The sequence below is a fragment of the Phenylobacterium sp. genome (genome assembly GCF_035309685.1).
In the GTDB taxonomy this organism is placed as follows: domain Bacteria; phylum Pseudomonadota; class Alphaproteobacteria; order Caulobacterales; family Caulobacteraceae; genus Phenylobacterium.
Genome location: NZ_DATGEX010000009.1, coordinates 1 through 12,815, shown reverse-complemented (window position 1 = coordinate 12,815; position 12,815 = coordinate 1). Strand labels below are relative to the sequence as shown.

13 protein-coding genes are annotated in these 12,815 nt (G+C 71.0%); 3 read left to right on the top strand and 10 right to left on the bottom strand.

The window, feature by feature from the left end:
- From VKQ35_RS02095 to VKQ35_RS02085, 3 genes are all read right to left on the bottom strand, one after another.
- Entirely contained in the window at window positions 1–1,080 is a 1,080-nt protein-coding gene (locus tag VKQ35_RS02095) for an LLM class flavin-dependent oxidoreductase (RefSeq protein ID WP_324358392.1), read from the bottom strand.
- Window positions 1,077–1,985 carry an aldo/keto reductase gene (locus VKQ35_RS02090; protein WP_324358391.1) on the bottom strand — a complete coding sequence of 303 codons (909 nt, stop codon included), beginning with the start codon at window positions 1,983–1,985 and terminating at the stop codon, window positions 1,077–1,079. The genes VKQ35_RS02095 and VKQ35_RS02090 overlap by 4 nt, the downstream gene beginning before the upstream one ends.
- A 68-nt stretch (window positions 1,986–2,053) precedes the next feature.
- Window positions 2,054–3,064: a LacI family DNA-binding transcriptional regulator gene (locus VKQ35_RS02085; protein ID WP_324358390.1), complete on the bottom strand. Its 1,011-nt coding sequence runs from the start codon at window positions 3,062–3,064 to the stop codon at window positions 2,054–2,056.
- A 189-nt stretch (window positions 3,065–3,253) separates the two neighbouring features.
- Between VKQ35_RS02085 and VKQ35_RS02080 the strand changes: the two genes are divergently transcribed.
- Both VKQ35_RS02080 and VKQ35_RS02075 read left to right on the top strand, forming a co-directional pair.
- On the top strand, window positions 3,254–3,718 hold the full coding sequence (locus VKQ35_RS02080; protein ID WP_324358389.1) for a (2Fe-2S)-binding protein: 465 nt from the start codon (window positions 3,254–3,256) through the stop codon (window positions 3,716–3,718).
- Window positions 3,719–3,722: 4 nt separating this feature from the next.
- Complete coding sequence (locus VKQ35_RS02075) at window positions 3,723–5,903, top strand: xanthine dehydrogenase family protein molybdopterin-binding subunit (protein WP_324358388.1); 2,181 nt, start codon at window positions 3,723–3,725, stop codon at window positions 5,901–5,903.
- On the opposite strand, the gene VKQ35_RS02070 is transcribed toward VKQ35_RS02075, so the two are convergent.
- From VKQ35_RS02070 to VKQ35_RS02050, 5 genes are all read right to left on the bottom strand, one after another.
- Entirely contained in the window at window positions 5,900–6,463 is a 564-nt protein-coding gene (locus VKQ35_RS02070) for an SRPBCC family protein (RefSeq protein WP_324358387.1), read from the bottom strand. The genes VKQ35_RS02075 and VKQ35_RS02070 overlap by 4 nt on opposite strands.
- Window positions 6,464–6,501: 38 nt before the next feature.
- Window positions 6,502–7,623, bottom strand: a complete 1,122-nt coding sequence (locus VKQ35_RS02065) for a hypothetical protein (protein ID WP_324358386.1) — start codon at window positions 7,621–7,623, stop codon at window positions 6,502–6,504.
- A gap of 108 nt (window positions 7,624–7,731) precedes the next feature.
- Window positions 7,732–8,907, bottom strand: coding sequence for a patatin-like phospholipase family protein (locus tag VKQ35_RS02060; RefSeq protein WP_324358385.1), 1,176 nt, complete (start codon window positions 8,905–8,907; stop codon window positions 7,732–7,734).
- Between the two features lie 113 nt (window positions 8,908–9,020).
- Window positions 9,021–9,554 carry a hypothetical protein gene (locus VKQ35_RS02055; protein WP_324358384.1) on the bottom strand — a complete coding sequence of 178 codons (534 nt, stop codon included), beginning with the start codon at window positions 9,552–9,554 and terminating at the stop codon, window positions 9,021–9,023.
- Between the two features lie 93 nt (window positions 9,555–9,647).
- The gene (locus tag VKQ35_RS02050) at window positions 9,648–10,244 is read right to left on the bottom strand and encodes an outer membrane protein (protein WP_324358383.1); all 597 of its coding nucleotides are present in this window, start codon (window positions 10,242–10,244) and stop codon (window positions 9,648–9,650) included.
- Between the two features lie 223 nt (window positions 10,245–10,467).
- Between VKQ35_RS02050 and VKQ35_RS02045 the strand changes: the two genes are divergently transcribed.
- A complete protein-coding gene (locus VKQ35_RS02045; RefSeq protein ID WP_324358382.1) occupies window positions 10,468–11,325 on the top strand; it encodes an AraC family transcriptional regulator in 858 nt (285 codons plus the stop codon).
- Between the two features lie 96 nt (window positions 11,326–11,421).
- On the opposite strand, the gene rpoH is transcribed toward VKQ35_RS02045, so the two are convergent.
- The gene (gene rpoH / locus VKQ35_RS02040) at window positions 11,422–12,363 is read right to left on the bottom strand and encodes an RNA polymerase sigma factor RpoH (protein WP_324358381.1); all 942 of its coding nucleotides are present in this window, start codon (window positions 12,361–12,363) and stop codon (window positions 11,422–11,424) included.
- 145 nt (window positions 12,364–12,508) lie between these two features.
- A partial coding sequence (locus tag VKQ35_RS02035) for an NADPH-dependent F420 reductase (RefSeq protein WP_414692305.1) occupies window positions 12,509–12,815 on the bottom strand: 307 nt, incomplete at its 5' end.

The following is a 12,815-nucleotide window of genomic DNA, read 5'->3' as shown; positions in this document are numbered from 1 at the left end:
TCAGATGACGAGCGGGCCGTGGTCGATGTGCGGCAGCACGTGGCGGGCGAAGAGGTCGGCCTCGGCGGCGTGCGGATAGCCGGACAGGATGAAAGCCTCGATGCCCATGGCGCGGTAGTCGTTGAGCTTGGCCAGCACTTGATCCGGGTCGCCGACGATGGCGGCGCCGCAGCCCGACCGCGCGCGCCCGACGCCGGTCCACAGGTTGGCCTCGGCATAGCCGTCGTCCGCCGCCGACTGGCGCAGCGCCACCTGGGCCTGCACGCCGGCCGAGGTCGAGTCCTGCGCCTTGGCCTTGATCGCGGCGCCCACCTCGTCGTCGAGCTTCGACAGCAGGCGGTCGGCGGCGGTGCGGGCCTCAGCCTCGGTGTCGCGCACGATCATGTGGGCGCGGTAGCCGAACTTCAGCGTGCGGCCGTATTTGGCGGCCCGCGCGGTCATGTCCTCGATGATCGCGGCGACCGTTTCCTTCTTGTCGGGCCACATCAGGAAGACGTCGCAGCCCTTGGCCGCCGCTTCGCGCGCGTCCTCCGACAGGCCGCCGAAGTAGAGCAGGGGCGCCTTGCCGCTGAGCGTGCCGATGCGCGGCGGGTTGAGCTTCAGCTTCCAGAACTCGCCGTCGTGGTCCAGCGGCTGGCCGTTCAGCAGGGTCTTCAGGATGCTCATCGCCTCGACCGTGCGCGCGTAGCGCGGCGCCGACGCCAGCTTCTCGCCCGGCATGTCGGAAGAGATGATGTTGATGGTGAGCCGGCCGCCCAGCATCCGGTCGATGGTGGCGATCTGGCGGGCGAGCTGCGGCGGCCAGACCTCGCCGATGCGGGTGGCCATCAACAGCCGCATGCGCTTAAGCAGCGGCGCGATGCCGGCGGCGAAGGCGGTGGTGTCGATGCCGAGCTCGTAGCCCGACGGCAGCAGGATGTTGTCGAAGCCGCCGGCCTCGGCCTGGCAGACGATGTCGCGGCAATGCTCCCAGCTCGACTGCAGCATGGGGTCCGGCACGCCCAGGAACTCGTAGTCGTCGTCGCAGAGCGCGGAGAACCAGCTGATCTCGCAAGGTTTCATCACAGGGAGGGGGTTCATGGCAGCGGCTCTCCCCTGGAGGCGATCAGGACGGCGTACCACTCGGCCCGCGTCCAGGTCGGGCGATAGGCGTCGGGGATCTCGGCGATGCGGGCCGGGGTCTGGGTCCCGACGATGGGGATCGGCCGCGACGGATGGGCCATGATCCAGCTGTAGGCGGCGGCCGCGCGGCTGACGCCGCAGGCCTCGGCTTTCGCATCCAGCGCCCTGGCGACCGCAAGGGTCCGTTCGTCGCGCGGATCGCCCAGCCGCCCGCCGCCCAGCGGCGACCAGGCGAGCACCGTGATCCCCTTGGCGACGGCCTGGTCGAGGACGCCGTCGGTCAGGGGTTCGATGGCGAGCGGCGAGAACTCGGGTTGGGTGCTGACGACCGGCAGGGCGGAGTGGGCGGCCAGGGCGGCGACCTGAGCGGCCGTGAAATTGGAGACGCCGAAGGCGCCGATCTTGCCGGCGGCGTGCGCCGCCTCCATCGCGCGGCTGATCTCGGCGGGATGGGTCAGAATGTCCGGCCGATGGATCTGCCAGAGCGCCACGCGCTCGACGCCCAGCCGCCTTAGGGATGCATCGATCGCCGAGGTCAGGTAGTCGGCGCTGGAATCGTAGGGCACGCCCATGGAGATGCCGCCTTTGGTGGCCAGCACCATGCGGTCGGCCAGCGCCGGATTGCGCTTCAGCACCTTGCCCAACAGCAGCTCAGCGGCGCCGAAGGGCTCGCCGTTGTCGGGACCGTAGATGTCGGCGGTGTCGAACAGGGTGACGCCGGCGTCCAGCGCCGCCTGCACCCGCGCCTCGGCGAGGCCGACGTCCTCGCCGGCGAACCGCCACATGCCCCAGGCCACGGACGAGACGGTCGGGCCGCCCGCGTAGAGCGGCCGTGTCGGCGAAGGCGCTGGGAGTTCTGACATCGCTGTCATACTAACCAGACGTTCGGAACCCTGACAATGGCGCCGGCCAGCGGTTGTTGGGGAATCGCCTAGCTGGCGTCGGGGCGAGGCGCGGTGGTCGAGGCGCGCAGCACCAGCTCGTGGGCGAGGCGGCGGTGCACCGGGGCCTCCTGGCCCTCGAACAGCAGGTCGGTGGCGGCGTAGGCGAGGTCGCGGGTCGGCTGGCGCACCGTGGTCAGCGGCGGCCAGAGCTGGCCGGCGAGCGCGGTGTCGTCGAAGCCGGCGACCGAAAGGTCGCGCGGCAGCGACATCCCGCGGCGGTGGGCGACGGTCAGCACGCCGGCGGCCATATCGTCGTTGCTGGCGAAGATCGCGGTCGGCGGGATCGGCAGGTCGAGCAGACGGTCGGCGGCGGCCTCGCCCGAGGCGAAATCGAACTGGCCCTGGCGCACATATTTCGGCTCGAAATCGATGCCGGCCCGGTCCAGCGCGCGGCGATAGCCATAGAGGCGCAGGTCGCTGGCCGTATGGTTGGTGTGGCCGATGATGAAGCCGATCCGCCGGTGGCCGAGTGCGATCAGGTGGCTGGTCATCTCGTCGGCCGCCTGGACGTCGTCCATGGAGACCGAGGAGGAGCGTCCGTGGTCGGTGCCGGGCGAAATCCGCACATAGGGGATGCCGCGCCGCTCCAGCTCGTCGAGCGCCGCCGCCGCGTCGGTGACCGGCGAAGACAGGATGACGCCGTCCACCTGGGTCTGGTCGATCAGGCCGCCGACCTCATCGGCCAGCTGGGTGGAGGCCGCGTCGGTGGGTTGGGCCAGCAGGCGCACGCCCTCCTCGATGCAGCGCGCCCAGACCCCGGTCTGGATCTGGTGGATGTAGTGCGGGCTGTGGTTGTCGTAGATCAGCGCGATCTGGAAGCTGCGCCGGCCGGCCAGCGTCCGGGCCGCGGCGCTGGGGCGGAAGTTGAGCTGCGCCACCGCGGCCTCGACCCGCAGCCTTGTCTCATCGGAGACATAGCGCTCTTTGTTGAGCACCCGCGAGACGGTCTTGGTCGAGACGCCGGCGATGGCGGAGACGTCCTTGATCGTCGCGCGCATGTGCTTTGGGCCTTCTCACCGCTCTGCCGATCGGCGACATAAGCCGCGTGGCGCCGTTCTGTCCAATCCTGTCCCCGCAGGGCGATTTGAGACAGGCCGGCTGGACAGGCCGAGCCCGCGCCCAGGCCTTCCTTGTCAAAGCCGTCCGCAGGGGCCTAGATCGTGGCGATGTCGTGCAGGAGGTTCGCTTTGATCACCCTCTCAGTGAACGGCAAGACCCATCAACTCGATGTCGAGGACGACGCGCCGCTGCTCTGGGTGCTGCGCGACGAGCTGGGCCTGACCGGGACCAAGTTCGGCTGCGGCATCGCCCAGTGCGGCGCCTGCACGGTGCACATGAACGGCAAGGCGCAGCGCACCTGCATCCTGCCGGCCAAGGCCGCCCAGGGCGCCGAGATCGTCACCATCGAGGCGCTGTCGCCCGATCTGCGCCACCCGGTGCAGCAGGCCTGGCTGGAGGAGGACGTGCCCCAGTGCGGCTACTGCCAGTCCGGCCAGATCATGAGCGCGGCGGCCTTCCTGAAGACCCACCCCGAACCCACAGACGCCGACATCGACGCCAATCTCACCAACCTCTGCCGCTGCGGCACCTATCCGCGCATCCGGAAAGCCGTCCATCGCGCCGCCGCGCTGGCGGCCAAGGTCAAGGCGTAGCGCCATGAACGACATCGCTTTCCAACCCAAGCTCAGCCGCCGCGCCATCCTCTGCGGGCTTTCCGCCGCCGGGGGATTGGCCATCGGCTTTCCGGTGCGCGCGGCCACGAAAGGCCTGCGCAAGGTCTCCTGGGCCGACGGCCAGGACCTGAAGCCGGAGATGACCGCCTTCCTGGTGATCGACCCGGACAGCAGCGTCACCATCCGCCTGCCGCACCAGGAGATGGGCCAGGGCACCTCGACGGCGCTCGCCATGATGGTGGCGGAAGAGCTGAACTGCGACTGGGCCAAGGTGCGCGTCGAATACGCCTCGGCCAACCGCAACGCCCGGTCGGGCATGAAGCTCTATGGCCAGATGCAGACCGTCGGCAGCGCGGGCGTGCGCTCCTCGGTCGCCATGATGCAGCAGGCCGGGGCCAGCGCCCGCGAGCGCCTGCGCCTCGCCGCCGCCCAGCGCTGGAAGGTCGACCCGGCCGATTGCAGCATCACGCCCGGCAAGTGCCTGCACAAGGCGTCGAACCGCAGCTTCACCTACGGCGACCTCGCCGCCGACGCGGCCAAGGTCAGCCTGACCGCCGAGCCGGCGATCAAGACGCCCGACCAGTACAAGCTGCTCGGCAAGTGGACGCCCAGGCTCGACACCGCCTCGAAGCTGGACGGCTCGGCGCAGTTCGGCCTCGACGCCCAGGTCGAAGGCATGGTCTACGCCGACGCCCTCAGCTGCCCCGAGTTCGGCGGCAAGCTGGTCTCGGTCGACGAAACCCCGATCCAGGGCCGCCGCGGCGTATTGGCGGTGGTGAAGACCGACGACGCGGTGATCGTCGTGGCCGACCGCTATTGGCGGGCCCGCTCGGCGCTGAACCTGCTGAAGCCGGTCTGGGCCTCCGGCGGGGCCTCGAAGGTCGACAGCGCCCAGCTCGACCAGGCCTACCGCGACGCGCTCGACGGGCCGCTGGTCCAGGCCAAGAACGTCGGCGACGCGCCGGCCACGCTGGCGGCCGCGCCCAAGGTGATCGAGGCGCTCTACGAGGCGCCCTACCTGGCGCACGCGCCGATGGAGCCCCTGAACTGCACGGTGAAGCTCGCCCCCGACCGCGTCGACGTCTGGATCGGCACTCAGGCGCCCATGGCCGTCCTGCGGCTGGCCGCCCAGCAGGCGAACGTCGCGCCGGAAAACGTCTACGTCCACAACCACTTCGTGGGCGGCGGCTTCGGGCGGCGCACCCAGCACGACGAGCTGATCCACGCCATCGCCGCGGCCAAGGCCGTGGGAAAGCCGGTGAAGCTGATCTGGCGGCGCGAGCAGGACATCCGCCGCGACCGCTACCGCCCGCAGGCCGCCGTCCGTTTCAGGGCCGCCCTGGGCCCGGACGGGACGCCCACGGCCATCGCCAGCCAGGTGGCCGTCGGCTCGCTGCTCCGCTCCCTGGGCGCCAGCAAGGTCGAGAACGGGCTCGAACCCATGGCCGTGGAGGTTATCGCCACCCACGCCTACAAGATCCCCAACAACCGCGTGGACGTGGTGCTGAAGAACGCCCACGTGCCGGTGATGTTCTGGCGCAGCGTCGGCGCCTCGCAGAACACCTTCTTCCTGGAAAGCTTCATCGACGAGCTGGCGCATGAGGCCGGGCAGGACCCCTACCAGTTCCGCCGCAAGCTGGCGGCCGACCGGCCGGACTATGTGGCGGTGCTGGACAAGGTGGCCAAGGAGAGCGGCTGGGGGACCCCGTTGCCGAAGGGCCATGGGCGCGGCATCGCCATCGTCGACACCTACGGCACCGTCACCGCCCAGGTGATCGAGGTCAGCGTCAGCGAGGCCGGCAAGCTGAAGGTGGAGCGGGTGGTCGCCGCCGTCGACTGCTACCACGCGGCCAACCCCAACACGATCGCCCAGCAGATCGAGGGCGGCATCGTCTTTGGCCTGACCGCCGCCATGCACGGCGAGATCACCATCAAGGACGGCGCCCCGGTGCAGGGCAACTTCAACGACTATCCCCTGCTGACCATGGCCGAGACCCCGCCGATCGAGACCCATCTGGTGCTGACCGGCGGGCCGCGCTGGGGCGGCATCGGCGAGCCCTCGGTGGCGCCGATCGCGCCGGCGCTCTGCAACGCGATCTTCGCCGCCACCGGCAAGCGGGTGCGCAAGCTGCCGCTGAAGAACGTGGACCTTCGGACCGTCTAGCGCGGCGCGGGGGGCGCCGGCGGCGGCAGGGTCCCGCCCTCGGCGAGGATCTTCATGTTGGCCACGCCCTTTTCGAAGGCGGTGCGGCGGCGCTGGATTTCGGCCGCCTTGGCGGCGTCGTCGCCGGGGATGCGGGAGTTGTCGTAGATCAGGGTGTAGACGATTCGGCTGGTCTTGGCGGTGAGCGGCTTCACCTCCAGCGTCCCGTGATAGAGGTTGTAGGGCCGGCCCTCATAGACCGGCTGAGTGTAGGTGTAGGAAAGGTCGGTCTTGCCGACCAGGATCTCGCGCCCGACCGTCCGCACCGCGCCGACCTCGCCGTCCTTGCCCGAGGTGATCTGGCAGCCGGTGGCGATCTGCAGCCACTCGGCGATGTCGCAGTATTTGCCGATCCGCTTCCAGACCTCGGCGGCCGGCCGTTTCACGTCGATCTGCATGGGAATGGAGACGTAGTTCGGCGCCTCGGTCTGCATCTTCGGCGGCGCCGGCGGCTGGGCGAGCGCAGCGGTTGCGGGCAGGACCAGCGCGAGCGCGCAGGCGGCTTTGACGACGGCTTTCATCGGATTTCCCCCTAGAGATGGCGCGCGATGGCGCGGTGTTATTTTCCGCCGCCGGCCGGGCCGGCCTTGCCCTGCGCCGCCGCCGCGCGTTCCTCGGCCCGGGCGCCCGACAGGATGCCGGGCAGGGCGTGGTTGCCCTCGTGGCAGGCGTATTCGTAGAGCTGGCCCTTCAGCGGCGCGAACTCGTATTCGCCGCCCCAGGGCTTGTCCCAGACCGACGGCGCCTCGACGGTGAAGCGGTAGAGCACGCGGTCCTTGCCCACGCGGGTGAAGCGCTCGGTGACCTTCAGGTCCTTCCAGGCCCCGAAATAGGCCTGGGCCTGCGGGAAGTGGTCGGTCTCGACGATCAGGGTGTCGCCCTCATAGCGGCCGATCGAGTCGCCGAACCAGGGGCGGACGTCGTCGGTGCGGTGGCGGGCGTTCAGCCGGATGTGGCGCACGTCGTGGTTCATCTCGACCACGATGCCGACCTCGTCCTTCCCCTGCACGATCAGGTAGTTGTTGTTGTACCAGCCGTTGGGGAACATCGGCGGGCCGGCGTTGCGGCCGAAGCCGATGATGCAGCGCTCGCCGACGCCGCGGCTCTCGGGATTGTCGAAGGAACCCATCTTGCCGATGGCGACGTTGCCCTGGGCGGCGAACTGGTCGAAGTCGGCGGCCTGTTTCACCGCCGTCCGCCCCGCGTCCACCGAGCCCGCGCCAGGCGGAAGCGCGTGGGCGGCCTCGCCCCTATGCGGCGGCGGCTGGCCGTCGGCGGTGGTGATCAGCGAGGTGCGCGGCTCGCCGTTCACCCGCATGACCTTGGCGCCCTGGTCGATCCAGGCGCGGTCGTAGGCCCCGACATTGTCCGAGGCGCCGCCCGCGCTGGCGGCGGTGACCGGGGCGGCGGAGGCGGCGTCCTTGGCCGCGACCGCGCCTTCCAGCAGCCTGACCTCCTCCGGGGTCTGGGCGCGGCGCGTGCCGTAGAGCGCCGGGCGCGCCTGCGGCGTGAGCGTGGTGTTGGTCCAGCTGCCGCCGAAATCCGGCTGGCCAAAGCCGTTGCGCGGCGCGTGATAGTCGCCCGCGGCGCCGCCGCCTGGGCCATCGGCCGCCTGGGCGAGGCCGGCCACGGCCAGGCCAAACGCGGCGGCGGTCAGGCCAGCGATTGTCGAGCGTCTCATGGATGCAAGTCCCCGGAGCCACATGCCCGCAGGCTCGGCCCTGGTCCGGCTCACGTCAACTGGTGATGGGGATCAACTGGAGATCGGTCACCCCGGCGTCCGTCGGGCCTAGGGCGGCGGGGCGCTGTCCGCCGCCATCGCCGGCGTCGGCCGGAAGGCCTGCGACCGGACCGCCTGGGTGCGGCCAAGTTCGAACAGGCTCGCCAGGTGGTCGGGGCGGAAGTCCAGGGGGTCCGCCGCGGCCTCTTCCGGCAGCCAGGCGATGCTGAGCGGCGCCCCGCTCCGTTCGGCGAAGACGCGCGCGGTGTCGATCTGGGTTCGGACCTCGCCCCGGCTCAGGGTGTCGTAGGCCCGCAGCAGGATCGCGCCGAACCCGCCCTTGGTGCGGGCGTAGCTGGGGTTCAGCGGCCCGTTGACGATGACGTAGAGGTGCTGCGGGCGCGTCCCGCCACTGGGCGTCCAGAAGGTCATGGCCTCGGGAATGACCACGAACGGCGACGCAACCCCGCCGTCGACGTGCAGTTCCGCCCGCTGCCCGGCCCCTCTGGGGGCGATCAGCGCCGGGGGAAAGACGCCGGGGATGCTGGCCGAGGCGAGCAGCACCTGGCGGAACAGCGTCACCGCCGCGCCATGGTCGTCCGGCGCGCGGGCGGACCGGGCGATCGCGCCCATGTCCCACAGGATGGCCTGTTGCCGGTCGAGGTCGGTGGTGACCACGACCAGGCGCCGGCCCTGGTCGTCCGCCTGCGCGATCGCCGCCAGGGTGGCGTCGTCGATGTAGCGGGCGATGATCTGAGCGAGGGGCCTGGAGCTGTAGAGGCTCGGCCGCACCAGGGCCCCGAGCCGGCCCTGCGTCACGTGCTGCAGCGCCGGGTCGTGATAGGCGGCGGCCAGTTTGCCGTCCCAAGCCGGACCCAGGAAGGCGAGCGGGGCGATCAGCGCTCCGGTGCTGACGCCGGTGACCAGGTCGAACTGCGGGCGGGTCCCGGCCTGCGTCCAGCCGACCAGAAGGCCGGCCCCGTAGGCGCCGTTGGCCCCGCCGCCGGACAGCGCCAGCACCGTGACGCCGCCCAGGCGCCGCGCCTCGCGCTGCGCCGTCCAGGCGCCGTCCCAGCGCAGGAAGGCCTCGCGGTCGGCCGACGCGAATCTCATCGCCTCAAGCGGACCGGACGGCTCGGCCGCCACGGCGCCCGCCAGGTCGGGGCGCTCGATCGACCCGCAGCCGGCGAGCAGCAGGCTCGCGGCGGCGGCCACAGCGGCGAAAAGGTGCGATGGGCCCGGCACGGCGGCCTCAGCTGATGGCGCTCCGGGGCATCAAGGAGCACCGGCGGCCCGAGATCAAGGCTGAGGGGCTTGGGCCACGCCGGCGCAGGGGCCCGCCCGCCTGGGAGGCACGGTCAGGTCCCCGAGAACGACAGGGCCGCGATGTGCTCCGCGCGGGGGAAGACGGCCGAGATCGGGGCGCACCAGTCGAACCGCTTGGCGCCCGGCGCGACGGCCAGGCCATCCTCGATCAGCTCGTGAGCCGGATCCTCGCCGTCCAGCAGCACGCGCGCGTTCGGACGGTTCTGGTCGTCGCGGGTTCCGGTCGGGGTGACCGTCACGGTGCGGACGCCGTGGACCAGCTCCTTGAGGCGATGGGCGGCCTGGCGTGAAGCCAGGGCCTCGGCGGCGCAGCGGGCGTCGGGCGAGGATTGCGGGGTGACGGCGTCGGCGAGATGGACGGTCTGGCCGTCGATGACCAGGACGTCGCTCTGCAGCACCGAGATGTGCGGCGCCGCCGGGCCGGCCTGCGTCGCCTCGATGAACTGCAGGCCCCTGGGCGCGCAGGCCGAGAGCAGGACCAGGGCCGCCAGCAGCAGGAAGCTCGCCAACCGGGCCTGGGTCCAGGCGTTGGCGGCGGCGGTTGCGAAGGTGCGGGAGGTGGTCATGGCGAGGCTGCCGGATTGGAGGGTGAAGGGGAGGAGCCCCGCGCGGCGCGGTCCGGGGGGAGGGAGACGCCGCGCGGGGCCCCTGGGACCACGCTATCCGCCGAACCGGTAGCGCAGGCCGACGGTGACCAGGGACGCGCCGAAGTCGCCGTTCACGCGGTTCCCCGCGGCGCCGAACTTCACGCTGGGCGCGCCCAGGTAGCGGTAGGCGAGTTCGCCGGTCAGCTGGTCGTTGAAGGGGTGGCTGATCCCGCCGCCGAGCTGGTAGGCGAAGGTGGTCTTTTCGCCGTGCGGGGCGGTCGCCGGGCCGCCGTCTTCCTTCACCTGGGCGATGCCGACGCCGGCGCCCAGGAAGGGCCGCCATTGGCTGTCGGGCAGGAAGTCGTAGTAGACGCTGGCGAGGCCCGCCGTGACCTTGGTGTCGCCGGCGCCGGACTTGCCGCTGTTGTCCAGGTAGAGGACCTGGCCTTCGGCGCGCCAGCCGTTGCCGAGGCTCTTGCCGGCGCCGACGTCGACGGTCCAGCCGTCGTCGCTGCGCGGGCCGTTGGTCCCGTCGATGCGGCCCGAGAAGGTCGCGCCGGCGTCGCCACGGACGTACCAGCTGTTGTCGTCGGCCGCTTGGGACGCACCCGGCGCGGCGGCGGCAGTCAAGGCGGCCGCAGCGGCCGCGGATAGGATGAGAGATTTCATTTTCTTGTACTCCGACTTGGACGTCGGCCCGTTTGCGGGCTTGTGATGTCGCAGATCGGCGCCGCGGCGCGGGTTCGCTTCCAGGAATGGCGTCAGCCTTTCAAAGGCGTGACCCAAAAGTCGCGCATTCCCGACAAGGTCTCGCCGGAATTCGCCGAGTCGCTCAGGCTGTTGCCGTCCAGATTGCCGCGCCTATCTGTGTCGCAGACGGAGAGCGTTGCGCGTGACCCTAAGAGCCTCACTGACGGCGCCCGACGGCGCCGGCCCACCCCTCGGGCTGGCCGCCCAGGGCCCCGTCACCCTGGTCGACCTGACGCGGATCTGGATCCGGCACCAGACGCTGGCGCCGTTCCGCCTTGAGTATGACGGCCGGCGGCCGATGTTGATCTTCCTGTTCAGTCCCGCCCGGCCGGCGAGCGGCGGGCCGGCCATTCCGCGCGGCGTGTTCAGCGTCCTCCTGCCAGGCCAGCCGCGCAGCCTGGAGAGCGCCGGGCCGGTTGAGACTCTGGCGGTGGCCTTCGACCTCCCGGCGGCGTGCAGCAAGGTCAAGTCGCCGGAGGCGGCGCTCTTGAGGGGCGCCGATCCCGGCGTGCGCGCCCTGGCGCATGAGATCCGCCGCGTGCTGCTGAGCGAGGGGGATCAGGCGCGGGACTATCTGGCGGGTCTGGCGGACACCCTGGTCACGCGCGCCTTGCAGGTCAGCGGCGCCGAGCCGCCGCGCCGGCGGCGCCCCGACCTCGCGCCGTTCAATCTGCGCCGCGTGCAGGAGCACATCGACAGCCGGCTCGCCGAGCGCATCACGGTGGAAGAGCTGGCCAGCGTGGCGGGCCTGAGCCGCGGCTATTTCTCCCGCGCCTTCCAGGCCGCCACCGGTGAAAGCCCGCACCAGTTCGTCCTGACGCGCCGGCTGGCCGAGGCGCGCCAGCGGCTGGAGGCAGGAGCCGAGGACCTCGCCCTGCTCGCCGTCCAGACCGGTTTTTCCAGCCATGCGCACCTGACGACCGCCTTTGGCCACGCCTTCGGCCTGACGCCGCAGGCCTATCGCCGGCGGCAGCTGGCGGGCCCCGCCGCGCCGGACTGACACGGCCGCCAACGCCGAGCGCCGGGTCGCGTGTGGCGCGCCCGGCGTCGGTGAGGGGTCTTGGAGAGGGTCCGGGCCGGGCGAGGCGCCGGCCGGTCAGGCGGCGCGCAGCTCCATGGCCACCGGCCCCGTGCTGCGGGCGCGGCGGCGGATGTCGGTGCGTGGCGCATCGGAGGCGCCGATCGGACGGCCCAGCACGGCGGACTGCACCTTGGCGAACGCCCGCGCCTCGATCTGGCGCACCCGCTCCCGGGAGACCCCATGCAGCTCGGAGAGTTCGCCGTAGGTGGCCGCTTCCTCGCGCAGATGGCGCGCCTCGAAGATCGCCCGCTCACGGGGGCTGAGCGTGGTCAGGGCGGATGTCAGCGCCTGGCGGCGGTAGTCGGTCTCCTGGCTCTCGATCAGCTCGGCTTCCGGCGAGGCCGCCTGGTCGGCCAGCTGGTCCTGCCATTCGGCGCCGCCCATTTCGGCGTCGGCCATCGGGGCGTTCAGCGAGTTGTCGCCGGCCATCCGCTGGTTCATCTCGACGACTTCCTGCGGCAGGACGCCGAGCCGCTCGGCGATCGCCTGCGCCTGCTCGGGACGCAGATTGGCGTCCTCCAGGGCGGAGATCGCCTGCTTGGCGCGGCGCAGACCGAAGAACAGCTTCTTCTGGGCGCCGGTGGTCCCCATCTTCACCAGGGACCAGGAGCGGATCACGAACTCCTGGATGGTCGAGCGGATCCACCACATGGCGTAGGTGGCCAGGCGGAAGCCGCGGTCCGGATCGAAGCGGCGCACCGCCTGCATCAGGCCGATGTTCCCCTCGGAGATCAGGTCGGAGACCGGCAGGCCGTAGCCGCGGTAGCCCATGGCGACCTTGGCCACGAGCCGCAGGTGCGAGGTAATCAGCCGCTGGGCGGCGTCAGGGTCCTGGTGTTCCTGCCAGCGGCGCGCCAGCATGTATTCGTCCTGCGGCTGCAGCATGGGCATTTCGCGAATCTGGCGCAGGTATTGGCCAAGGCCTTGTTCGGTCGAGAGCGCGACGGCGGCTTGCATGACAGGGTTCCTCCTCGGGTTTGCGCGGCGTTTTGTCATTGCGCACCGGGACGTTAGCCAGGCCGTCTGAGCTCAAAAATAGAAACTTCCGAAAAGTATCGTTTCCTAAAATGCGACAATGAAGGCCTGCGCGAACGGAAATGCGCTAGACCTTGACGAAGTTGGTCATCGACAGCGGGCCCAGCGGCGTGGCCTGCGCGCCGCCCACCTTGAGCGCGCCGAGATCGACCGGGAAGAAGCCCAGGGCCTCGATCAACTGGCGCACCTCGGCCTTCGCGGCGGGGTCGTCGCCCGAATAGAACAGCACGCGCTGGCCGCCGGCGACCTCGGGCTCGAGCAGCAGCTCGACGCCGAAGTGGTTGAAGGTCTTGACGACCCGCGCGCCGGGGACGAGTTCGGCGACGATCTCGCTGGAGACGCGGCCGCCGAGGTCGGCCAGTTTCACGCCGAAC